26 protein-coding genes and 1 tRNA gene are annotated in these 22,854 nt (G+C 61.9%); 14 read left to right on the forward strand and 13 right to left on the reverse strand.

Annotation, left to right across the window (positions count from 1 at the left end; all coding sequences use genetic code 11):
* Window positions 1-35 precede the first annotated feature (35 nt).
* From cobA to cbiE, 4 genes are read right to left on the reverse strand one after another with little or no spacing between them, the layout of a single operon-like run.
* Window positions 36-836, reverse strand: coding sequence for a uroporphyrinogen-III C-methyltransferase (cobA, locus tag AB8A33_RS23865; RefSeq protein ID WP_439095019.1), 801 nt, complete (start codon window positions 834-836; stop codon window positions 36-38).
* Window positions 836-1,597: a precorrin-4 C(11)-methyltransferase gene (gene cobM / locus AB8A33_RS23870; protein ID WP_439095020.1), complete on the reverse strand. Its 762-nt coding sequence runs from the start codon at window positions 1,595-1,597 to the stop codon at window positions 836-838. Before cobM ends, cobA begins: the two co-directional genes overlap by 1 nt.
* The gene (locus tag AB8A33_RS23875; RefSeq protein WP_439095021.1) at window positions 1,594-1,977 is read right to left on the reverse strand and encodes a cobalamin biosynthesis protein; all 384 of its coding nucleotides are present in this window, start codon (window positions 1,975-1,977) and stop codon (window positions 1,594-1,596) included. Before AB8A33_RS23875 ends, cobM begins: the two co-directional genes overlap by 4 nt.
* The gene (gene cbiE, locus AB8A33_RS23880; protein ID WP_439095022.1) at window positions 1,974-3,209 is read right to left on the reverse strand and encodes a precorrin-6y C5,15-methyltransferase (decarboxylating) subunit CbiE; all 1,236 of its coding nucleotides are present in this window, start codon (window positions 3,207-3,209) and stop codon (window positions 1,974-1,976) included. Before cbiE ends, AB8A33_RS23875 begins: the two co-directional genes overlap by 4 nt.
* Before the next feature lie 13 nt (window positions 3,210-3,222).
* Between cbiE and AB8A33_RS23885 the strand changes: the two genes are divergently transcribed.
* The gene (locus AB8A33_RS23885) at window positions 3,223-3,996 is read left to right on the forward strand and encodes a cobalt-precorrin-6A reductase (protein ID WP_439096026.1); all 774 of its coding nucleotides are present in this window, start codon (window positions 3,223-3,225) and stop codon (window positions 3,994-3,996) included.
* Here the strand turns inward: AB8A33_RS23885 and cobJ are convergent.
* From cobJ to AB8A33_RS23920, 7 genes are all read right to left on the reverse strand, one after another.
* On the reverse strand, window positions 3,960-4,727 hold the full coding sequence (gene cobJ, locus AB8A33_RS23890; protein ID WP_439095023.1) for a precorrin-3B C(17)-methyltransferase: 768 nt from the start codon (window positions 4,725-4,727) through the stop codon (window positions 3,960-3,962). The genes AB8A33_RS23885 and cobJ overlap by 37 nt on opposite strands.
* A complete protein-coding gene (locus tag AB8A33_RS23895; RefSeq protein ID WP_439095024.1) occupies window positions 4,724-5,482 on the reverse strand; it encodes a precorrin-2 C(20)-methyltransferase in 759 nt (252 codons plus the stop codon). The genes cobJ and AB8A33_RS23895 overlap by 4 nt, the downstream gene beginning before the upstream one ends.
* Window positions 5,479-6,111, reverse strand: a complete 633-nt coding sequence (locus AB8A33_RS23900) for a precorrin-8X methylmutase (RefSeq protein WP_439095025.1) — start codon at window positions 6,109-6,111, stop codon at window positions 5,479-5,481. Before AB8A33_RS23900 ends, AB8A33_RS23895 begins: the two co-directional genes overlap by 4 nt.
* The gene (cobG, locus tag AB8A33_RS23905) at window positions 6,104-7,411 is read right to left on the reverse strand and encodes a precorrin-3B synthase (protein WP_439095026.1); all 1,308 of its coding nucleotides are present in this window, start codon (window positions 7,409-7,411) and stop codon (window positions 6,104-6,106) included. The genes AB8A33_RS23900 and cobG overlap by 8 nt, the downstream gene beginning before the upstream one ends.
* 33 nt (window positions 7,412-7,444) lie before the next feature.
* Window positions 7,445-8,215, reverse strand: coding sequence for a precorrin-6A synthase (deacetylating) (gene cobF / locus AB8A33_RS23910; protein ID WP_439095027.1), 771 nt, complete (start codon window positions 8,213-8,215; stop codon window positions 7,445-7,447).
* A 537-nt stretch (window positions 8,216-8,752) separates the two neighbouring features.
* A tRNA-Arg gene (locus AB8A33_RS23915) sits at window positions 8,753-8,829 on the reverse strand.
* A gap of 159 nt (window positions 8,830-8,988) precedes the next feature.
* The gene (locus tag AB8A33_RS23920) at window positions 8,989-10,416 is read right to left on the reverse strand and encodes an ATP-binding protein (RefSeq protein WP_439096028.1); all 1,428 of its coding nucleotides are present in this window, start codon (window positions 10,414-10,416) and stop codon (window positions 8,989-8,991) included.
* A 447-nt stretch (window positions 10,417-10,863) separates the two neighbouring features.
* On the opposite strand from AB8A33_RS23920, the gene rpmH reads away from it, so the two are divergent.
* From rpmH to AB8A33_RS23985, 13 genes are all read left to right on the forward strand, one after another.
* Window positions 10,864-10,998 carry a 50S ribosomal protein L34 gene (gene rpmH / locus AB8A33_RS23925; RefSeq protein WP_011471298.1) on the forward strand — a complete coding sequence of 45 codons (135 nt, stop codon included), beginning with the start codon at window positions 10,864-10,866 and terminating at the stop codon, window positions 10,996-10,998.
* Between the two features lie 24 nt (window positions 10,999-11,022).
* Window positions 11,023-11,385, forward strand: a complete 363-nt coding sequence (gene rnpA / locus AB8A33_RS23930; protein WP_089262790.1) for a ribonuclease P protein component — start codon at window positions 11,023-11,025, stop codon at window positions 11,383-11,385.
* A 71-nt stretch (window positions 11,386-11,456) separates the two neighbouring features.
* Entirely contained in the window at window positions 11,457-13,316 is a 1,860-nt protein-coding gene (gene yidC / locus AB8A33_RS23935) for a membrane protein insertase YidC (RefSeq protein ID WP_439095028.1), read from the forward strand.
* A gap of 59 nt (window positions 13,317-13,375) precedes the next feature.
* A complete protein-coding gene (yihA, locus tag AB8A33_RS23940) occupies window positions 13,376-14,026 on the forward strand; it encodes a ribosome biogenesis GTP-binding protein YihA/YsxC (protein WP_439095029.1) in 651 nt (216 codons plus the stop codon).
* Window positions 14,026-14,403, forward strand: a complete 378-nt coding sequence (locus tag AB8A33_RS23945; RefSeq protein ID WP_439095030.1) for a DUF423 domain-containing protein — start codon at window positions 14,026-14,028, stop codon at window positions 14,401-14,403. Before yihA ends, AB8A33_RS23945 begins: the two co-directional genes overlap by 1 nt.
* A gap of 92 nt (window positions 14,404-14,495) precedes the next feature.
* Window positions 14,496-15,392 carry an acetylglutamate kinase gene (gene argB / locus AB8A33_RS23950; RefSeq protein ID WP_439095031.1) on the forward strand — a complete coding sequence of 299 codons (897 nt, stop codon included), beginning with the start codon at window positions 14,496-14,498 and terminating at the stop codon, window positions 15,390-15,392.
* 83 nt (window positions 15,393-15,475) lie between these two features.
* Window positions 15,476-16,513: a DUF1036 domain-containing protein gene (locus AB8A33_RS23955; protein WP_439096029.1), complete on the forward strand. Its 1,038-nt coding sequence runs from the start codon at window positions 15,476-15,478 to the stop codon at window positions 16,511-16,513.
* Window positions 16,514-16,536: 23 nt separating this feature from the next.
* Window positions 16,537-17,244: a pyrimidine 5'-nucleotidase gene (locus AB8A33_RS23960; RefSeq protein WP_439095032.1), complete on the forward strand. Its 708-nt coding sequence runs from the start codon at window positions 16,537-16,539 to the stop codon at window positions 17,242-17,244.
* 100 nt (window positions 17,245-17,344) lie between these two features.
* Complete coding sequence (dapD, locus tag AB8A33_RS23965; RefSeq protein ID WP_093759804.1) at window positions 17,345-18,190, forward strand: 2,3,4,5-tetrahydropyridine-2,6-dicarboxylate N-succinyltransferase; 846 nt, start codon at window positions 17,345-17,347, stop codon at window positions 18,188-18,190.
* 68 nt (window positions 18,191-18,258) lie between these two features.
* On the forward strand, window positions 18,259-18,735 hold the full coding sequence (locus AB8A33_RS23970; RefSeq protein ID WP_439095033.1) for a DUF805 domain-containing protein: 477 nt from the start codon (window positions 18,259-18,261) through the stop codon (window positions 18,733-18,735).
* Window positions 18,736-18,836: 101 nt separating this feature from the next.
* Window positions 18,837-19,454, forward strand: a complete 618-nt coding sequence (locus AB8A33_RS23975; RefSeq protein WP_439095034.1) for a DUF805 domain-containing protein — start codon at window positions 18,837-18,839, stop codon at window positions 19,452-19,454.
* The gene (gene dapE, locus AB8A33_RS23980) at window positions 19,451-20,605 is read left to right on the forward strand and encodes a succinyl-diaminopimelate desuccinylase (RefSeq protein WP_439095035.1); all 1,155 of its coding nucleotides are present in this window, start codon (window positions 19,451-19,453) and stop codon (window positions 20,603-20,605) included. Before AB8A33_RS23975 ends, dapE begins: the two co-directional genes overlap by 4 nt.
* Window positions 20,602-21,162: a phosphorylase family protein gene (locus tag AB8A33_RS23985; RefSeq protein ID WP_439095036.1), complete on the forward strand. Its 561-nt coding sequence runs from the start codon at window positions 20,602-20,604 to the stop codon at window positions 21,160-21,162. The genes dapE and AB8A33_RS23985 overlap by 4 nt, the downstream gene beginning before the upstream one ends.
* Here the strand turns inward: AB8A33_RS23985 and truA are convergent.
* Both truA and fmt read right to left on the reverse strand, forming a co-directional pair.
* On the reverse strand, window positions 21,159-21,899 hold the full coding sequence (gene truA, locus AB8A33_RS23990; protein ID WP_439095037.1) for a tRNA pseudouridine(38-40) synthase TruA: 741 nt from the start codon (window positions 21,897-21,899) through the stop codon (window positions 21,159-21,161). The genes AB8A33_RS23985 and truA overlap by 4 nt on opposite strands.
* A complete protein-coding gene (gene fmt, locus AB8A33_RS23995; RefSeq protein WP_439095038.1) occupies window positions 21,899-22,831 on the reverse strand; it encodes a methionyl-tRNA formyltransferase in 933 nt (310 codons plus the stop codon). The genes truA and fmt overlap by 1 nt, the downstream gene beginning before the upstream one ends.
* Between the last annotated feature and the right edge of the window lie 23 nt (window positions 22,832-22,854).

Below are 22,854 nucleotides of genomic sequence, written 5' to 3' on the forward strand. Positions count from 1 at the left end.
GCGCGCCGCAAGGCCTAGTGGACCGATGAGATGGATCATCGCCCACAAGCCATATTGGGCAAAAGCTTCTGCCTCATCCCGGCAATCGCACCGACAATCACGATTGCAGGCGCACCGATTCCCTGCCGCGCGGCGTCCGCCGGAGCTTTGTCAAGACTCGTTTCAACAATTTGCTCTTCCGACGTCGATGCCGAGCTGATGATAACGGCCGGTGTATCACGCGCCATGCCGCCACGTTCGAAGGCGCTCATGATCTCAGGCAAATTCGACATGGGCATGTAAACGATGATCGGCTGTCCGACACTCGCCAGCCTCTCCCACTCGGCTATCGATGCCCGATCCGCCGATCGGCTTCCCGCCATCAGGATAACCGCATGGTTGATGTCCCGCATCGTCGCCGGAATGCCGGCGAGGGCTGCAGCCGCAAGTCCCGACGTAATGCCCGGTATGATTCTGAATCGAACACCGGCCCGTGTCAGTGCCAAGGCTTCTTCTCCACCACGCCCGAATACAAAGGGATCGCCGCCTTTCAGCCGCAGAACGCGGTGCTGCATCCTGGCGCGTTCGATCAGAAACTCGTTGATGTCGCCCTGCTCGGATGAAGGTCTGCCGCCGCGCTTTCCCGCAAAGATCAGTTTCGCCTGATTGCCCACAAGCTTCAGGATCCGCGGATCAACCAGCGCATCGTGAACAATGTCATCTGCCGTCTTCAGTGCGTGGAGCGTATGCAGTGTCAAAAGCCCAGGATCGCCCGGGCCTGCACCTGCAAGCCATACCTCGCCGGGTGGGAAGTCCGGGAACTCAGGAAGGGTATCGGCGAGAAGCTGAGCGTCCATCACGACTCTCGCCCCCGGAACCGCCGCTGATAGGCGCTGTCGTAAAGCGCACTTTCACGAAACTCCCGCGCGGCCAACACCTCGCCCACGAGAATAAGCGCAGTACGATCGATGCTGGTCTTCTGAACTTCAGTGGCGATGGTGCCGAGTGTGGCGCGGATGATCTGTTCGTCAGGCCAGCTTGCGCGAAACACCACCGCAACCGGACACGCTTCGCCATAAGCGGGGATCAATGTCGCAACTGTTGTCTCAAGCACGTGAATGGACAGATGAATAGCGAGCGTGGCGCGCGTCGCCGCGAATGCAGCCAAATCTTCCGTTTCGGGCATCGACGAAGCCCGTCCTGAGGTTCGGGTCAGGACGACCGACTGCGCGACCTCGGGTAGTGTCAATTCCCGTGCCAGCGCGGCAGACGCTGCGGCGAAAGCCGGCACGCCCGGCGTGACGGTGTACGAGATATTGAGCGCATCGAGACGCCGCAACTGTTCGCCAAGCGCGCTCCAGATCGATAGGTCGCCGGAATGGAGCCGCGCGACATCCTGACCTGCATCGGAGGCTTGCACGATCTCCGCGATGATCTCGTCGAGTGACATCGGCGCCGTATTGATGATGCGCGCGCCGGCCGGGCAATGGCCTAACAGAGCTTGCGGCACCAAGGAGCCGGCATAGAGACAAACCGGGGAGCCAGCGATCAGATCGCGTCCGCGGATCGTGATCAGATCGGGTGCGCCGGGTCCGGCTCCGATGAAATGAACAGTCATGTGTCCTCGCCGACTGCGATCGCGCAGGTTATGTTGTTGGCCACGATGCGCGCCCCGAGCAGCCGGGCATTGTGCCCCGCTGCCACAAGCGCAGATGCTTCCGCGATCGACGGAACGCCCTTGATCCCCTGGACGCGCAATGAATGCGTGATAACCCGATCCGTGACACGCCCCAAATCTGACACTGGACATCGCACCAGCGGCACCGACAGATGCCGGGCCGCATGTGCGATCCCCTGCTCATCGGCTTTCAATGTTTCCGTCGCAATCGCGCTGAGGTCATCATGCGCAATACCGAAATGCGAGAGCGCCGCAAAAATCACGCTGACCACGTCTTCGGACGGCGCCCCGCGCCTGCACCCGATGCCTGCAACGATCATGGCTTCTTCACCCGCCATTGCGTGACCGGCATTGCCGGGCGCCAGCCGGACATGGTGCCCACTTTATCGACTCGCGCGATTTGCAGCCGCACGAGATCGCCGCCGAAGCGGCCGAAATAATCGGCGAGCCGGGCTTCCGTCTCGAGCGACACCGCATTGGCCACGAGGCGCCCGCCAGACTTCAGCGCTGACCAGACCGCTTCGAACACGCCATCATCCATCATGCCGCCGCCGATAAACACAGCATCCGGTCGGGTAAGCCCCGCGAGTGCTTCCGGCGCATGGCCTTGCACGATCTTGAGATCCGGCGCACCGAGGGCTGCAGCGTTTCGCGCGGCCCGGTCTGCCCGGTCCTGACGTGCCTCGACTCCGATTGCACTCAAGGAGGGATGGCGCAGCAACCACTCGATCGCGACCGAGCCTGCGCCAAGTCCGATATCCCAGAGCAGTTCGCCGTATCGCGGCTCCAGCGACGACAGCGTCACGGCGCGAATTTCGCGCTTTGTCAGTTGGCCGTCATGCTCGAATAGTCCGTCATCGAGGCCCGGTGCGAGAGCGATGATCGCAGCGTCCGGTTCCGCAACCACCTCGATAGCGATCGTGTTAAGCGCGGCAATGTCTGCGATATCGAAAGTCGATGCTGTCGCGTGACGCACCCGCTCACGAGGACCGCCCATCGCCTCGAGCACTGAGATGCGCGATTGTCCCATGCGATGCGCGTTGAGAAGTTCGACGAGCTTGGCTGGCGTCGTGCTGTCCCACGACAACGCGAGGATGCGCGCGCCGGGTTGCAGGTGCCTGACAATGCCGTGCAGCGCACGACCATGCAGCGTGACCAGTGCAACGTCCTGCAGCGACCATCCCATCCGTGCAGCCGCGAGACTGAAAGCGGACGGTTGCGGCAGGCAAACGAATTCCTCGGCCGGCACAAATGCCGCGAGTTGCTTGCCAACGCCGAAATGAAAGGGATCACCGCTCGCCAGAACCACGACGGAGCGCCCACGATACTGCTTGATCTCGTTGAACGCGTCGCTCATGGGACTGGGCCAGATCAGACGCCGCCCCAGAACAAGATCGCCGGCCAGTTCCAGATGGCGCGCGCCGCCCACAACCAGCTCCGCCGAACTGATCAAGCGCTTGGCAACAGCAGACAGCCCGTCGATACCGTCTTCACCAATGCCGATGATGGACAGCCAGCGCTGCTCCGTGCAGGTTGCAGGCTCAGCAGTCATGGAGATGGCCTTGATACGCGTTCTGATCCTCGGAGGTACCACGGAGGCCTCTGACCTGACGCAGCTGCTTGCGACCGACTCGCGCTTTGAGACGACCGTCTCGCTTGCCGGGCGCACTGCGAATCCCAAATCGCAGCCCGTTCAAACGCGGATCGGCGGTTTCGGCGGCGCCGACGGTCTTGCCGCATGGCTGCAGCGGGAAAAAATCGACGCCGTCGTTGACGCAACGCATCCCTATGCCGATCAGATCTCGTCCAATGCCGTGGCCGCATGCACGCGGCTTGCGATCCCGCTCGCCTCGATCCTGCGCGCCGCCTGGCAACCTCGACCGGACGATAACTGGCTGACCGTCGCAAGCGCGGAAGCCGCCGCTGACGCGCTGGGGCCTGGGCCGCGCCGTGTTTTCCTGAGCCTTGGCCGGCAGGAGCTCAGCGCCTTCGCAACGAGCCCCCATCATCACTACATCGCACGCACCATAGATCCGCCCGACGATGTCGCGCTGCCGCCCGATATGCGTTTTCTGTTCAGTCGCGGCCCCTTCAACATGCCGGCTGAAACGGCACTTCTCGCGCACGAGAAAATCGATGTTGTTGTTTCCAAGAACTCGGGGGGCGCTGCGACCTACGCCAAGATCGACGCCGCGCGCGCGCTTGGAATTCCGGTCGTGATGATTGCGCGTCCGCATAAGCCGTCCGGGCACGGTGTGCAAAATGCTGAAGCTGCCGTCATCTGGCTCGAACAACAGCTCGCTCATCGCACAACCTCTTGCTCCGCGCGCGGCGTATAGATCCAGGGCCGCAATCCCTTTCGGGGGATCAGCCGCGTGGCCTCGGCGCCGATGATGACAAGCGTGCGCATATCGGCGAGAGCCGGGTCCACCTCTGCCAAAGTTGATACGATCACGCTTGCTTCCGGAGTCCCGGCTTTTCTGACGAAGAGCACAATGGTCTCGGGCGACTTGATGGCCCGCAAAAGATCGAATGCCTGCCCGAGCTGATGCGGCCGCGCCCGCGACGCCGGGTTGTAAAGCGAAATGACGAAATCACCTTCAGCCGCCGCCCGCAGACGCCGCTCGATGGTCGCCCATGATTTCAGATTGTCCGACAGCGAGATCGCGCAGAAATCCCCCCCAAGCGGTGCGCCGACTTCGGCTGCAGCGGCGAGCATGGCTGTGATCCCCGGCTCGACACGAATATCGAGGTCTCGCCAAGCGGGATCGCCGGCCTCGATCGCCTCGAACACCGCAGCCGCCATCGCGAATACGCCGGGATCGCCCCCCGAAACGACCGCGACCTTCATGCCTTCAGCCGCGAGTGCGAGAGCATACTGTGCCCGATCGATCTCGACGCGATTGCCAGACGCATGACGGCGCTGGTTGAAAAGGGTTTCCGGGATTCGATCGATATAGGGTCCATAACCAACGAGATCTGTCGCGGCCTGAAGCGCTCTGCTCGCCGCCGGCGTTAAGAGGTCGATGGAGCCGGGTCCAAGACCGATAATAAAAACCGAACCGCTCACAGCCGTCTCCCCTGCCCCGGAATCAGCACCATCGAAAAATAAGGGCCGTCGCCATCGGGACATTCGGCCAAGGGCATAATCCGCTCACCTGGCATGGAGCCCCGCTCCACATAGATGGCGCGCGCAAGCAAACCCGCTGCGTCAACAGCACGGCGGATCTTTGCCAGATTCTTGCCGACCTTCATGATCACGGCAGCATCCGTGTCAACGAGACGACGCCTCAACTGATCTTCATCCAGCGTTCCCGGAAGCACCGAGAGAACGTCATTACCCCAGGTGATCGGTGCATTTGCGTGTGTCCAGCAAGCCGACATGCCGGTGACGCCGGGCACAACCTCGATCGGGAAGCTGGCTTCGAGACGGCGCCAGATGTGCATGAACGAGCCATAGAAGAACGGATCGCCCTCGGCCAGCAGCCCCACGGACTTGCCCTGCCGGAGCAGCCCCGACAGCGTCTCGACGCTTGCTTCATAGAACCGGCTGATCTGCTCCTGATAGGAAGGATCTTCCGGCGGGATCTCGTTCGTGACGGGATATTCCAGCCGCAGCTCTGGGCGTCCCTTTTCGATCAAAGGGTCGACGATGCCGCGCGAATTGCCCTGCAGGCCGCGCTTGGCGAAAAAGGCGATCACATCGACATCCCGCACAAGGGCCGCAGCCCGCAGCGTCAGATAGTTGATATCGCCGGGCCCGACCCCGATGCCATAGAGCGTTCCACCACGCGCGTTGCCGCCGATCGCGTCGAAACTTGTCATTCGCGTTCACTCGCCAGCGCATTGACCGCCGCCGCCGCCATGGCGCTACCGCCCCTGCGACCACGGACAATCAGGAATGGAACGCGGGTCTGCTCCGCAAGAGCCTGCTTGGACTCCGCAGCTCCGACAAAACCGACGGGAGCGCCGATGATGGCGGCAGGATGCGGCGCGCCTGCGTCGAGCATTTCGAGCAACCGAAACAGCGCGGTCGGCGCATTGCCTATGACGACAACAGCGCCCTCAAGATGCGGCCGCCAGAGCTCCAGCGCCGCGGCCGAGCGTGTATTCCCCGTCTCGATGGCAAGCTGTGCGACAGTCGGATCATCGAGCGTGCAGACGACGCTGTTGTCTCGCGGCAACCGGCTGCGCGTCACGCCGTTAGCCACCATCTTCGCATCGCAAAGAATCGGCGCGCCACGCAGCAATGCTTCGGATGCGCTCGCCGCAAATGTCGGAGACATAAAAAGATCATCCACGATGTCGACCATGCCGCAGGCATGGATGATTCTGACGGCCAGTTTCTCCTCGTTCTGTTTGAAGCGGGACAGATCGGCTTCGGCTCGAATGATCGCAAATGAATTGCGGTAAATCTCGGCACCATCCCGAATGTAGGAAAGTGTGTCAGTCATGCTTGCCACCTTGGTCGGCATCGAAGATCTGGTCGGGATCAGCGACAAAATCGGAAAAGAGAAAGCGGCGCGAGGGGACATCCTGAGCCGTGCCACTGCGCACGAGGCCGTAACGACAATCGTCCCCGACCAGCACAAAGTCGCTCGTCCCCGATTTCGCGCACCCCTTGGCACAGCCGGAAACATGAACGGTTCCAGTGAAGCCAAACCGCGGCAGCAATCGCGCCAACCAGCGGGCATCGCCACGCGTATCGAGGGAGGTCGACTGACAACCGGGAGCACCCGGGCAGGCTTCGATCTGAAGCAGCGGATCAGCGGCGTCAACGACCAGGCCAACACTTGCCGCAGCCGCGAGAATGCTTTGCCCCGCCGCCTCGCTGGAGACCTCAGCATAGAGCGTGCGCCAGGGCGAGAGCCTGATGTCCTTGACACCACGGGCTACCATCGCATCAGCGAGCATCCGGATTTGACCGGCTTCGACACGCCCAAAAGGCGCTGCGATCCCCACAACAAACCGTCCGGCACCCAGCGCGATCAAACCGGTGCGTTGCATCAACGGCGCATCTACTTCGCGCGGCGGCTCGTGGAGCGCATCCAACCGCGGCACGACCGCGGACCGAACAGATGCAAGACCTTCATCGGACAGGTCGCGCATCCGCCGCCGCTGTTCACGCGACGCCACGGCGATGAAGGCAAGCCCTGCTTCGACGGCGACGGCCGCCGCCGCACCGGGCACGATTGAACCAAGCCACTCCACCCCGATCTGCGTTTCGAGGCCAATCGCAATCGCAGCGCCTTGACCATCTGCAATCGCGGCAAGACGAATATCGCCACGCTGTTCCGCAAGACCCAGGATGCCACCGCCATCGACGATGAAGCCAAACTTGGTCGGCAATGCCCAAAGCGACGTCTCGGTCGCGAGCAGCCGTGCAAGCTCTCCACCGATGCTTCTGACGTCAAGAACTTCGGCGGGATCGATACCCGTGAGAGGATTGATCATGACGTTACGTACGGCCTCGCCATCCGGACTGCAGTCGAGCAATCCAAATCGGGCGATCACCTCGTGCAGTTGCGGCAGAGTTGCCTCGCTGACGCCACGTATCTGCAGATTTGCCCGCCGCGTCAGATCGATATGTCCGCTGCCGAGACGTCCTGCGGCGTCGGCGAGCGCAACCAGTTCGTCGAGGCCAAGCGTCGCCGATTGCGGGCGAACGCGGACGATCAGTCCGTCGCCGCTCAACATCGGCCGCAAGGCACCGGGGCACCAGCCCTTCGCCTCCATCGAGGTCAAACGATTCACGTCACGTGTCCCTGCCGCACCCGGATCCGCCCGTCAGATCTTGGCACCACCGCCCCTTCGCATCAGATAGCTATCCATGATCCATCCATTGGCGAGACGCGCCTCTGTCCTGACCCGCTCGATATCATCGACGACATCTTTCAGCTTGCCCGATATCAGGATTTCGTCGGGCATGCCGATATAGGCGCCCCAGTAGATATCGACATTCTGATCGGCGAACTGCTTGTAGGTATCTCCGCCATCAAGCATGACGACGACGCTATCGGCGCCTTCAGGGAAGCCTTCCGCCATCTTCCGTCCCGTAGTGATTTCGATGGATTGCCCGATGCGGTTGAGCGTTGTTTTGTGTTTTGCAGCGAGCGCCTGGACACTGCTGATGCCGGGAATGACCTCATATTCAAGTTCGTAGCGACCGCTGCCGGCAATCATCTCGACGATCCGAATCGTGCTGTCATAGAGCGTCGGGTCACCCCATACCAGAAATGCGCCGCATTCGCCGTCCGACATCTCCTGCGAGATCAGGCGTTCGAACAGAGCTTGCTTGTCGCGGTTGAGGCCATCCACGGTTGAGAAATAATCCTCCGCATCGCGCGCCCATTCCGGGCTGGTCGCGTCAACGAAGCGATGGTTGTTGCCTTTGATATAACGCCGGCAGATTTCCTTACGAAGCTCGATCAGCTTCGTCTTGCTCGGTCCCTTGTCCATGATGAAGAAGACGTCGGTCCGGTTCAGGGCATCCACGGCCTGCATGGTGACGTAGTCGGGATCTCCAGCTCCGATGCCGATAATAAGTATCTTCTTCATAGCTCGGTACTCCGAAGCAACAGCACATACACGGCGTTTCGACGTTATCGTCCCGAGCCGACCCAATGCAGAACGTGCAGCCCAGTCTCGAAGCACACGTCCGAGACGTGACGTCGAATGATCACAATTGCCTGAATTTTGATACGGACCCGCTCGACTGCGAAAACAACCAGCCGCCAGCGCGGTTGCTGATACATTCTGCCCTCACTCCTGGCGGCGGATACGACCAGCTCCTGTTGCGACATCGAGGCACCCCTCCCGACGCGTTCACACATGACCATGACCGGCAGCAGTTTTTCAATCGGCCAATCGGACGAAAGGTTATGCCTGGCATAGACGGGACATTGATCCGTACTTAGGGTGATGCCCGCCACCGCCGCAGACCGATCACAGGCCCCCTTCGGGGCCTTTTTCGTAATCCATCGATATAGACTCGCCGTTATTGAAAATAAGCGACTCAGAGCGAAAATGAAAAGGCCGGTTTTATTGGGCCTAATAGACTCGCTCTTAACTTGGCCCGATATGAACGGAAAAGTCTGGCGCGCCCGAAAGGATTCGAACCTCTGACCCCGTGATTCGTAGTCACGTGCTCTATCCAGCTGAGCTACGGGCGCGTGCCGCGATGTGTGGGGCCAAAAGTCAGAGCCGCCAACATCGGATGCGTTTCGGAAACGATGTTTGCGAAAGCGGGCCATAGCTACCGGGTCGAGCCCGGCTTGGCAAGCGCCCTGAGCCGCTTATTTCACTCCCGTGACATACCCGGAAAAGACGGCTCAGGCCCGCGCGCGTTCGTTGCGGATGCTGTGCAGTTCCACCGGCCGGTCCGGAAGGCTGATCCGGAAGGTGGCGCCCAAAGTGCCTTCCACAAGGTGAATATCGCCGTCATGGGCGCGGACCAGTTCGGCCGCGATTGCGAGGCCCAGCCCGCTACCACCGGGGCGGGACGAGCCCTGAAACGCCTCAAACAGGTGATCACGCGCCCGCTGCGGGACGCCGGGGCCGGTGTCGGACACTTCGAGAATGGTGACAGCGCCCTCGCGGCGACCAGTAATGCGAATCTGCTGCGGGGCGACGTCGCTCTGCGGCTGGCCTTCGAGCGCCTGCGCCGCATTGCGGACCAGATTGAGCAAAATGCGAAACAACTGGTCGGGATCAGCATCGACCATCAGCCCGCGCTCGATGGCGTTGACCCAGCCGATCGACGCGTCGGTCGCGAGCCCCGCCGATTCGCGGACTTCATTAACAACCGGTTCGACCAGCATCATTTTGCGATCGGGGGCCGCTTCCTGCGCGCGGCCATAAGAAAGTGTCGACTGGCAGAACGCGATAGCGCGCTCCAGCGAGCGCATCAGCTTCGGCGCGAAGCGCTGCACGCGCGGATCGGGTACGCTCGAGAGCTGATCCGACAGCAATTGCGACGACGCCAGTAGGTTGCGCAAATCGTGATTGATCTTTGAGACCGCGAGGCCCAGCGCGGCAAGGCGGCTCTTCTGATGCAGCATCGAAACGAGATCGCGCTGCATGTCGGACAATTCGCGCTCCGCCACGCCGATTTCGTCGGCGCGCTGGCTCGGCACGATGATCCGCGCCGAACTCTCGGGGTTTTCATGGAAAGCGACGAGATTGGCCGTCAAATTCCGCATCGGCCGCACGAACAGATAATGCAGCGCCAGATAGACCAATCCTGCAGAGAGAATCGCCAGTCCCAGCGACACCCACAACAGATTGCTGGAGAAACGATACATCGCCTGCCGCAGCGGTAATTCATCGACCACCACTTCAATGAATTGCGCCCCGCCAGGCGCCGGCCCGATGATGCGCATCGTCTGATCGCCGGTTTCCAGCATGACTTCGAACGCATCGACGATCGCCGACCACACCGTCATCGACCGCATATCGATGTCATGATCGATCTGCGACGGAAGATCCGCGCTGGCGAGCAAACGGCGCTGCTGGCCCATCTTGATGGCCACCGCACGGGCGCCGATGCTGCTCAGGATTTGCCGCGACAGCGATTCCGGGACCATGCCGAGCGGCGCGGCGTCCAGCACCAGTGCTGCCGTATTAGCCGCGGCCAGCCTGTCGTTCAGCCTGTTGATCCGGAAATTGGCGATCGAGGGCACATAAATGAGAATTTCGGCAATCAGCACCAGTGGGATGGTGAGCAACAACAGCTTGCCCGACAGCCCCAGCCGTCGCATGGGGCCGAGCCTGAACGCGGGCTCGATGGGCTTTTCGCCGGCCGAAGACACAATATTGCCCTCTGATCTCACGGTCTGACGCTGAACTATCGAGAGATACGGGTCCAACGACGATTTGTTACGATGATGGTTGCGACCAATTCTTAAATCTGTCCGCCAAGCGAACACGCTTAAGCCATAGAGCAATTTCACAACCGCCAACAACCTGAAAACACCGGGAAATTGGGATTAGTCCCTTGGTTCCAGGAATTTGGCGGACCGGAACACCGCTACAGGGCAACATTGACGAAAACAGGACGCTCCCGTATAAGCCCGCCAACTGTCCGCGATGGCCCGGTTTTGGATCGGGTGCGGCTCGTCTTTGGGCCTGAAATGGCTCGTTGAGCCAACATCTTAGGACTTACCTCAAATTACTCGGCGAATTGCCCGGTCAGCGGAGAACGACCCGTGAAGCGGACTTATCAACCCTCGAAACTGGTGCGCAAGCGCCGTCACGGCTTCCGTGCTCGCCTGGCGACCGTTGGCGGCCGCAAGGTTCTGGCTGCGCGCCGCGCACGTGGCCGTAAGCGCCTCAGCGCCTGATCGGATCTCTTCCGAGAGTTCATCATGGACCGGTTACGGCAGCGGGCGGACTTTCTCGCCGCTGCCAATGGGCCGCGGGTGAACAGCCCTGCCTTTGTGATGCAAACCCGGCGACGTGACGACGACGGCCCGATCAGGGTCGGCTTTACCGTGACCAAAAAAAACGGAACCGCCACCGAGCGGAACCGGATCCGACGCAGGCTTCGCGAACTGGTGAAGCGCGTCGATGTCTTATCCATGCGACCCCACAGCGATTATGTGCTAGTCGGCCGTCGTGTCGCGCTCCAACGCGATTTCACGATGATGCTCGACGACCTCCGCTCGGCGCTGCACCGCCTCGATCGGCAATCTTCTAAGACGCAATCTTCTAAAACCAGCGTGACCTGACGCTTCCAGCCTGCGACAAGCGCAGCCGGAAGCGAGAGCCGCACCCGCATTTGAATGACGAGACCTGAACGATGATCGACAATCGCAACACCATCATTGCCGTCATTCTGTCCGGCCTGGTGCTGATCGGCTGGCAATATTTTTACAACATCCCACAGATGGAGAAGCAGCGCGCACAGACCGCGACGCAGAGCCAGCTCGCCAACCCGACTGCACAGCCAGGCACCGCCCCCGGCAGCACAACGCCGACAGCGAACTCCACCGCAGCGGGCGGCGCGCCAGCGAATGTCGCCCCGGCCAATGCTCCGATCGTCAGCCGCGACAGCGCCATTGCCGCTTCGCAGCGCGTCAAGATCGACACCCCGCGCATCTCCGGCAGCATCGCGCTGAAGGGCGCGCGCATCGACGATATCTCGCTGACCAAGTTCCGCGACACCGTCGACCCCAAGTCGCCGGCGATCGTGCTGTTCTCCCCTTCGGGCACGGCCGCACCTTATTATGCCGAGTTCGGCTGGGTCGCCGCCGCCGGTGCGAACACCAAGATCCCCGACCAGAACACCCAGTGGCAGCAGGAAGGCTCCAATGCCCTGACGCCGACCACGCCTGTCGTTCTGAAATACAACAACGGCGATGGCCTGACGTTCACCCGGACGATCTCGATCGACGACCGCTACCTGTTCTCGGTCAAGGATGACGTCAGCAATATCGGCAACGCGCCGGTGACGCTGTATCCGTTCGCACTGATCTCGCGTCACGGCACGCCGCATGTGGAAGGCTATTACATCCTGCATGAAGGCCTCGTCGGCTATCTCGGCGACCAGGGCTTGCAGGAATACGGTTACAAGAAGATCGACGAAGCCAAGGCGGTGAATTTCAACGTCACCAATGGCTGGCTCGGTATCACCGACAAATACTGGGCCTCGGCCCTGCTGCCCGACACCACTGCGAAGCTGCAGGCGCGGTTCTCGTCGAACCTGACCGGCACGCAGCGGACCTACCAGACCGATTATCTGCAGGACGCGCAGACCATCGCCATCGGCGGCACCGGCACGGCCAATGCCCGCCTGTTCGCCGGCGCCAAGGAAGCCGCCACCGTCGGCATCAACTTCCCGCTGGCCGTCGGCCTCGGCGGCTATAATCAGGCGCTCGGCCTCAACCACTTCGATCTTCTGATCGACTGGGGCTGGTTCTACTTCATCACCAAGCCGATGTTCTTGGCGCTCGACTGGTTCTTCCACCTGTTCGGCAACTTCGGCATCGCCATTCTGCTCGTCACCGTGCTGGTGAAGATCATCTTCTTCCCGCTGGCCAGCAAGTCCTACGCCTCGATGGCGAAGATGAAGGCCGTGCAGCCGCAGCTGGCGGCGCTCAAGGAGCGCTTCCCTGACGACAAGATGAAGCAGCAGCAGGAGATGATGGAGATCTACAAGAAGGAGAAGATCAACCCGATCGCCGGTTGTCTTCCCGTCATGTTGCAGATTCCGGTGTTCTTCTCGCTCTACAAGGTTCTGTTCGTCACCATCGAAATGCGGCACGCGCCGTTCTTCGGCTGGATCAAGGATCTCTCGGCGCATGATCCGACCAACCTGTTCAACCTGTTCGGCCTGATCCCGCTCGATCCAACGACGATTCCGGTGTTCGGTCACTACCTCGCGCTCGGCATCTGGCCGATCATCATGGGCATCACGATGTGGTTCCAGATGAAGCTGAACCCGACGCCGCCGGATCCGACGCAGAAGATGATCTTCGACTGGATGCCGCTGATCTTCACATTCATGCTCGCCGGCTTCCCGGCCGGTCTCGTGATCTACTGGGCTTGGAACAACACCCTCTCGGTGCTGCAGCAGGCCTACATCATGAATCGCAACGGCGTGAAGGTCGAACTGTTCGACAACGTGAAGTCGACCTTCGCGAAGAAGAAAACGACCTGATCAAACCAAGTGGCTGACGTCCCCGGCGCAAGCCGGGGCGCAGGCCGGAAAGACTTCGCATGACCACTGACACCGATGCGAAGCTGATCGAACAGGGCCGTCTGCTGTTCGCTGGCGAATGGACGTTCATCTGGGCTTCGCCCTCGATCGAGACGCTGCCACCGATGGCAGGGATGGAAGTGGCCTTTGCCGGCCGTTCCAATGTCGGCAAATCCAGCCTGATCAATTCGCTCACCGGCCGCAATGCGCTGGCGCGGACCTCGCATACGCCCGGCCGCACCCAGGAGCTGATCTTCTTCGAAGGTCCCGATGGCTCCGACTTCCGGCTCGTCGACATGCCCGGCTACGGCTATGCCTCGGCGCCGAAGGTCAAGATCGCGTCCTGGACCAAGCTGATCTACAATTTCCTCCAGGGTCGCGCGAGCCTCGCGCGCGTCTATGTTCTGATCGACTCCCGGCATGGCCTGAAAGACGTCGATCTCGACGTGCTCAGGTCCCTCGATCGGTCCGCTGTCAGCTACCAGATCGTGCTGACCAAGGCTGATCAGGTGAAAAAGAGCGAACTCGAAAAGACCCTCGAAGAAGTGCGCACTGAATTGCGGACTCATCCAGCAGCCTTTCCCGACGTGCTGATCACATCGTCGCGCACGGGCGACGGCATGGCCGAATTGCGGGCCGCCATGGTCCGCCTGTTGAACGAGCGCAATTGATGACCCGCTTTGGCCTGTTTCGCATTCTTGTCATTCTGGCCGGCGTGATGGGCGCCGATGGCGTCATTCTCGCCGCCGCCTCCGCGCACCAGCCCGATGCGACCCGGCTGGCCTCAGCCTCCTCGATGCTGCTGTTCCACGCGGCCGCCATTCTCGGCGCCGTCGCCCTGATCGAGCGCGGCGTCGCCCATCTGCAGCTCGGCGTGACGGCCGCCTTCGGCTTCGTCATTGCTGCCGCGATCTTCGCCGGCGACCTGACCCTGCGCCAATATGTGGGTCACGGCCTGTTCACAATGGCCGCGCCGACCGGCGGCGCCCTACTGATCTTGAGCTGGCTGGCGCTGGCGGTATCCGCAGCTTGGCCACGTCCCGCCTGACGCCGGGCTACTGGACAGAGCAGCGATGCTTTGCGCGGCGTCGATCAATCGGCTAGAACGCGCCGCAGATTGCTCACCGTGAGATCCGCTTCATGACCGACGCGCCCATCATCAGTGCTCTCGACCAGGCCCGCATCCTGTCGGAGGCGCTGCCCCACATGCAGCAATATGACGAAGAGACGATCGTCATCAAATATGGCGGACACGCCATGGGCGCCGAGGATACAGCGCGCGCCTTTGCCCGCGACATCGTTCTGCTGGAGCAGACCGCCATCAATCCGGTGGTCGTCCATGGCGGCGGACCGCAGATCGCGCAGATGCTGACGCGCCTCGGCATCAAGTCGGAATTCGCCGCTGGATTACGCATCACCGATGCGGCGACGATCGAGATCGTCGAGATGGTGCTTGCCGGCTCGATCAACAAGCAGATCGTCAGCTATATCAACGAAGCCGGCGGTAAGGCAGTCGGCCTATGCGGCAAGGACGGCAACATGGTCACCGCGTCGAAGGCGACGCGCACCATGGTCGATCCTGATTCGAACATCGAGAAGGTGGTCGATCTCGGTTTCGTCGGCGAACCGGAGAAAGTCGATCTCACGCTACTCAACCAGCTGATCGGCTATGAGCTGATCCCGGTATTGGCGCCGCTTGCAGCAAGCAAGGAAGGCAAGACCTACAACGTCAATGCCGACACCTTTGCCGGCGCCGTCGCAGGCGCGCTGAAGGCCAAGCGCCTATTGCTGCTCACCGACGTGCCGGGCGTGCTCGACAAGTCGAAGAAGCTGATCCCGGAACTGTCGATCAAGGATGCCCGCAAGCTGATCGCCGACGGCACGATTTCCGGCGGCATGATCCCGAAGGTCGAAACCTGCATCTATTCGCTCGAACAAGGTGTCGAAGGCGTCGTCATCATCGACGGCAAGACTCCCCATGCCGTGCTGCTCGAACTCTTCACCAATCAGGGCACGGGCACGCTGATCCACAAGTGATGGACAGGGCACGCATCAGAAGCATCGTCATGCCCGGCCTTGTGCCGGGCATCCACGTCTTCTGCCAACGCGTGACGCAAAAGATCGATGACTGGGTCAAGCCCGGCCATGACGCGTGGAGAGGCTCCGGCCGCTCGCTTTTTCTCAGTCTCGCTCTGCTATTGGGCGCATTCACCATCCCCGCCCACGCCGACCTCAAACTCTGCAACCGCATGAGCTATGTTGTCGAAGCCGCCATCGGTATCGACGACAAGAGCGCCACTGCGACACGCGGCTGGTTTCGCATCGATCCCGCGCAGTGCCGCGTCGTCGTGCAGGGCACGCTGACGGCCGATCGTATCCTGCTGCATGCCCGTGCACTCAGCATCTACGGCGCCTCACCCGTGGCGCAAAACGGCACCGACAACCTGTGCATCGCGCCGGATAACTTCGTTATCGCCGCTGCCCGGCAATGCCGTGCCGGACAGTCACAAGCGCCGTTCACGATGATCAAGCCGACGCAGACCGACGACGGCAATATGGTCGCCTATCTCGCGGAAGACAGCGAATATGACGACGAGCAGGCCAAGCTCGCTGCCATCCAGCGCCTGCTGGTGATCGCGGGCTATGACGCCGCACCGATCGACGGCGTCGATGGACCGAAGACCCAGAGCGCGCTGTCCTCATTCCTCAAGAGCCGCAGTCTCGCGGCTGATGTGGTTTCAACGCCGAATTTCTTCGAGACCATGATCGCCGCCGTGCAGGCGCCCTCCGCAACAGGCCTCACCTGGTGCAACGATACGTCCTACAAGGTGATGGCGTCTGTCGCGACCGATGACGGCAAGGGCGTTGTCAGCCGCGGCTGGTATCGCATCGAGCCCGGCAAATGCCTGCGGCCCGACGTGGTCGGCCAGCCCCGCCAGATCCTCAGTTTCGCCGAAGCAGTCGATGATAACGGCCGCGCTATCAAGCTTAACGACAAGCCCCTGAACTGGGGCGGCGTTCGCATGCTGTGCACGCGCGAGAGCAAATTCGAGATCCGCGAACACAACGACTGCAATAGCCGCGGCCTCACCAGCGTCGGCTTCGCCATCGTCGATATGACAGGCGGCGGCAAGACGCTGCGCTTTGGGACACCGTGACGGCCAGACAACAGAGACAATCAATGACCCTGCCGACCAAATCGCCGCGTGCCTTCAACCATGTCGAGACATGGGTGTTCGATCTCGACAACACGCTGTATCCGCACCACGTGAACCTGTGGCAGCAGGTCGACGGCAAGATCCGCGACTTCGTCGCGAACTTCCTCAGGATTTCGCCCGACGCGGCCTTCAAGGTTCAGAAGGACTATTACAAGCGCTACGGCACCACCATGCGCGGCATGATGATCGAGCACGGTGTCCGCGCCGACGATTTTCTGGCTTTCGTTCACGAGATTGATCATTCGCCGCTGGAGCCCAATCCGGTGATGGGCGCCGCGATCGCGCAACTGCCAGGCCGCAAACTGATCCTGACCAACGGTTCGGTCGCCCATGCCGGCGCCGTGCTGGAGCGCCTCGGTTTCGCCGACCAGTTCGAAGCAATCTTCGACATCATCGCCGCCGATCTTGAACCGAAGCCCGCTCAGCAGACCTATGATAAATTCCTGCGCCTGCATGGCGTCGATCCCTCCAAAGCCGCCATGTTCGAGGACCTGTCGCGCAACCTCGTCGTGCCGCACCAACTCGGCATGACCACCGTGCTGATCGTGCCCGACGGCGCCAAGGAGGTGGTGCGCGAGGACTGGGAGCTGGAAGGCCGTGACGACGACCATGTCGACCATGTCACCGACGATCTGACGAGTTTTCTGGCGGCGCTGAATAGGGGGCGGTAGAGCGGGATGGCCGCCCACGCGTCTTGACTCTCCCCGGCCAAATCCCGACAAAAGCTTCAAGAAATCACCTTTTACCCACGTTCTGCCCAAGGAAATCGCGATGTCGCTGACCGCCCTCGAATCCACCATCAATGCCGCCTTCGACGCGCGCGATAACGTCAACGCTGCGACCAAGGGCGAAGTGCGCGACGCCGTCGATCAGGCGCTGAACCTGCTCGACAAGGGCGAGGCCCGCGTCGCCGTCCGCGCCGACGACGGCAAGTGGACCGTCAATCAGTGGCTGAAGAAGGCCGTGCTGCTGTCGTTCCGCCTCAATGACATGGCGCAGATCTCTGGTGGTCCCGGCGGCGCGGCCTGGTGGGACAAGGTGCCCTCGAAGTTCGAGGGATGGGGCGACAACAGCTTCCGCGACGCCGGCTTCCGGTCTGTACCGGGCGCTATCGTGCGCAAGTCGGCCTTCATCGCCAAGAACGTCGTGCTGATGCCGTCTTTCGTCAATCTCGGCGCCTATGTCGATGAGAGCTCCATGGTCGACACCTGGTCGACTGTTGGCTCCTGCGCCCAGATCGGCAAGCGCGTGCACATTTCGGGCGGCGTCGGCATCGGCGGCGTGCTGGAGCCGCTGCAGGCCGGTCCGGTGATCATCGAGGACGACTGCTTCATCGGCGCCCGCTCGGAAGTCGCTGAAGGCGTGATCGTACGCAAAGGCGCGGTGCTGGCCATGGGCGTGTTCCTGGGCGCGTCGACCAAGATCGTCGATCGCGAAACCGGCGAAGTGTTCGTCGGCGAAGTGCCGGAATATGCGGTGCTGGTCCCCGGCAACCTGCCCGGCAAGCCGATGAAGAACGGCCAGATCGGCCCCTCCACCGCCTGCGCCGTGATCGTCAAGCGTGTCGACGAGCGCACCCGCTCCAAGACCAGCATCAACGAGTTGCTGCGCGACTGATTTGTCGTTTCATCCGGTTTGCGCGTAGCATCGCGCAGACCGGATCGATCGACAATTTGGGGGCTGCCATGGACTGGACCACGCTGCTTTTCAGCTTCACGGGACGGATCAATCGCGGCAAATACTGGCTAGCCATCCTGATCTACCTGGTCATCTGGATCACCTTCATCACCGCTGCCGTGATGTGGCTCGGCGGATTCGACACCGACCGGCTGTTCAGCATGGTCGGCGCGGCCATCCTGCTGTGGCTGGCGGCCATCGTCCTCATCGTCGCCGGCACATGGTCCGGCATCGCCACCGGCATCAAGCGGCTGCACGACCGCGAGAAGAGTGGATGGTGGATCCTGGTGTTCTGGCTCGGCCCCAGCGTCCTGAGCGGCATCGGCAGCACCAGCAGCGCAAGCACCAGCTTCGTCTTTCATATTGCCAGCTTCGCCGTGACCATCTGGGCCATCGTCGAACTGGGCTTCCTGCGCGGCACTGCGGGTCCGAATGAATACGGTCCCGATCCGCTTGCCGAACCTGCGATTGCACAGAAGGTCTGAGCCTCATCGGCCGCGCGTTCCGCTCCGCGATCGAACCGAAGTCCACCCGAGGCGACAAACTATCCTGAGCCGCGCCATCGCCGTGCTCCGGAGCACCGCTCATGGGCTATCAATGGCTTCTGTTCGGCTTTGACGGCCGCATCAACCGCTCCAGAGTCTGGCTCGCGGCGCTAATCATGCTGGGCTGTATGATGTTGCTGGGCTCGGCGATGGTGGGCATCGGGAAGCTGCTGGGAATGCCGATCAACTCCTACAGTTTCAGCACCGGCGACATCTTCGCCATCGTCGATCCCGCATCGTATCGTTCGATGCCACGAGCCAACTTGCTCCTGCTGGTGGTCCACGTGGTGGCAACACCACTATTCCTATGGATCTATGCAGCTATCTCGATCAAACGGCTACATGATCGGGACCGAAGCGGTTGGTGGATGGTTCCGTTCTTTGTCGTGCCCGGCCTGTACAACCAGCTTGGTGGCTGGCTGGGCGACTCGATCCTCGCGATCGCGCTGGCCATAGTCGTATTCATCGTCGCCCTCTGGGGGGCGGTCGAACTGTATGTCCTCAAGGGAACGCACGGCGACAACCGGTTCGGCGCCGACCTGCTGGCCCCCGCCGATCCAGTCGATACGCGGCCGGCCTGGGACCAGCAAAGCGAGCTTGAATTTGTCCCGCATCGCGCTGGCCCATCGATGGGACCTCATGTTAATCGGGGGACATGAATGACGCCCTGTCCATCGCCCAAGCGCTGCTGCGCTGCCCGTCCGTCACGCCCGCCGATGCCGGCGCCCTCGGCGTGCTCGAGAGCCTGCTGACGTCGGCCGGCTTCGAAGTCCATCGCGTCACCTTCAGCGAGGAAGGCAGTGCCGACATCGAAAACCTCTATGCGCGTATCGGGACCTCAGCGCCGCATATCTGTTTCGCGGGCCATACGGACGTCGTTCCACCCGGGGAAGAAGCCACGTGGAGTCATGCCCCCTTCTCTGGCGATGTGACGGATGGATTGCTCTATGGCCGCGGCGCCGTGGACATGAAGGGCGGCATCGCCGCGTCAGTCGCCGCCGTGCTGGACTATCTCGCCGCGAACGGGGAGCAGCCGAAAGGGTCGATCTCGTTCCTGATCACCGGCGACGAGGAAGGCATCGCGGTCAACGGCACCGTGAAGCTGCTGCAATGGGCCGCCGAGCGCGGCGAAAAGTTCGATCACTGCATCGTCGGCGAGCCCTCGAATGTCGAGGAGATGGGCGACACCATCAAGATCGGCCGCCGCGGTTCGCAGTCCGGCACGCTGGTGGTCGATGGCGTGCAGGGCCATGTCGCATATCCGCATCGCGCGTCGAATCCGGTGCCCGATATCGCCACATTGATCACGGCGCTGAGCAGCGATCCGCTCGATCAGGGCAATGCGCAGTTTCAGCCGTCCCATCTCGAATTCACTTCAGTGGACGTCGGCAACACCGCCAGCAACGTGATCCCGGCGCAAGCGCGGGCGAAGTTCAATATCCGCTTCAACGACCATCACACGCAGGCGTCATTGCGCGAGCTGATCGATTCACGCGTCGCGGCTGCCGCAGGCAATCGCATTCGCGCGCAGGTGATCTGGGAGCCGAGCAATTCGGATAGCTTCGTCACAAAGCCGGGCGCGTTTACCGATACGGTCGTTGCCGCGATCAAGGATGTCACCGGCCGCACACCCGATCTCAACACGGGCGGCGGTACCTCGGATGCGCGCTTCATCAAGAACTACTGTCCGGTAATCGAATTCGGCCTGGTCGGTCAGACCATGCATCAGATCGACGAACACACAAAGGTCGCCGATCTGGAAAAACTTACCCAAATCTATCGTGGCGTACTGGATCGGTATTTCGCATGAGCGACGGCATTCTGGTTCTCACCGCTCTCGACAGCGAGCTCGATGTGGCACGTGCGCCTGTTGGCTTTCGCGTGATCTTCACCGGCGTCGGCAAGATCAACACGACGATTGCCACGCTGCAGGCGATCCAGATCGACAAACCGAGGCTGGTGGTGAACTACGGTACGGCGGGCAAGCTCAACACGACGCTGAACGGCCTCGTCGAAGTCAGCGACGTGATCCAGCGCGACATGAATGCCGAACCGCTGGCGCCACGCGGCCGCACACCCTATTCGCCCGATCTCGACCGCCTGTCATCGGGCCGGCAGGGCGTCATCTGCGGCACGGGGGACAGTTTCGTCACCTCGACCGATCCGTGGCTGGTCGACAACAAGGTCGACGTCGTCGACATGGAACTGTTCGCCATCGCCCATGTCTGCCTGCGCCACGGCATTCCCTGGCGCGCGTTCAAGTTCATCACCGACGATGCCAATGATTTCGCGCATGAGCACTGGACGGCCAATGTCGCCAATGGCCAGGACCTGTTCTGGGATGCGATGAAGCGCGTGAAGGTCTAGTAGTCGACCTTTACCAGATACAGCCCATCTGGCGGTGCCACGATACCGCAGGCGCGGCGGTCCTTCGCGGCAAGCGCCGCAGCCAGGTCGTCCGGCGTCCAGCGGCCGTTGCCGACCCAGACCAGTGAGCCAACCATCGAGCGCACCTGACTGTGCAGGAACGAGCGCGCGGAGGTCGAGATGGTGATCGCCTCGCCGTTCTGCACCACATCGAGCTGATCGAGCGTGCGGATCGGCGACTTGGCCTGGCATTCGGTATCGCGGAAGGTCGTGAAATCGTGGCGACCGAGCAAACGTTTCGCGGCCTCGCTCATAGCTGCGATATCGAGCGGACGCGGCACCCGCCAGACCCGGCCGGCATCGACGGTGAGGTTCGCGCGGCGATTGGTGATGCGATAGACGTAGTGGCGTTTGATGGCCGAGAACCGCGCCTCGAAATCATCCGGCACGACATCTGCCGACAACACCCCGACCGGATGCGGTCGCAGATGCGCGTTCATGCCATCACGGAATCGGCCGGGCACCAGCACCTTCGGCACATCGCAATGGGCTACCTGGCCGAGCGCATGCACGCCGGCATCGGTGCGACCGGCGCCATGAACGCGGATCGGCTCGCCGCAAATGGCTTCTGCCGCTGCTTCCAGCGCGCCCTGTACGGTCAGCGTCGCGTTGGCCTGCACCTGCCATCCGGAGAACGGCGCGCCGTCATATTCGATGATCATCTTGTAGCGCGGCATCAGCTCACCCGCAGCGGCGGCTTCAGAGGCGTGCCACGCAGGAATTCATGGGCCTTCATCGGCTGCTTGCCAGCGCGCTGCAGATCGATGATACGGATCGCGCCGTCGCCGCAGGCAATGGTCAGTTGATCGTCGATAACGTCGCCCGGCGCGCCCGATCCCTTCGCGAGCTCGCAGCGCAAGATCTTCGCGCGCACCGCCTCACCCTCGATCGGCACTTCGCACCAGGCGCCGGGAAACGGCGACAGGCCATGACAGTGCCGCAGCACCTCGCGCGCCGGCTTCGACCAGTCGATCTTCGCCTCGGCCTTGTCGATCTTGGCGGCGTAGGTCGCACCGACATCGCTCTGCGGTGTAAAATCGAGCCGTCCTCTTTCGAGCGCGCCCATGGCACGCACCATCAGGTCGGCACCTAGCGGCGCCAGCGCATCATGCAGATCCAGCGCGGTCATCGCATCGGTGATCGGCAAACGTTCGGCCATGGCGACGTCGCCAGTGTCGAGGCCGACATCCATCTTCATCACCATGACGCCGCTCTCGGCATCACCTTCCATGATCGCACGGTTGATCGGTGCGGCACCGCGCCAGCGCGGCAACAGCGAGCCGTGCAGGTTGAAACAGCCGAGCGGCGGTACATCGAGAATGTTCTGCGGCAGGATCATGCCATAGGCGACGACAACCGCGGCCTCGGCCTCATGCGCACGAAACTCCGCTTCCGCCTCCGGTGTCCGCAGCGTCTTCGGCGTGAAGACGGGAATGCCGAGCCGTTCAGCCTCACGCGCCACCGGCGTCGGCTGCAGCTTCATGCCACGGCCGGCGGGCTTTGCTTCGCGGGTATAGACGGCGACGATCTCATGGCCATGAGCCACGAGTTCGAGCAGCGTCGGCACCGCGAAATCCGGCGTGCCCATGAAGATCAAACGAAGCGACATAGGTCGGAGCCGATCTGTTGCAG

This window comes from Tardiphaga sp. 813_E8_N1_3 (assembly GCF_051811025.1).
Lineage (GTDB): Bacteria > Pseudomonadota > Alphaproteobacteria > Rhizobiales > Xanthobacteraceae > Tardiphaga.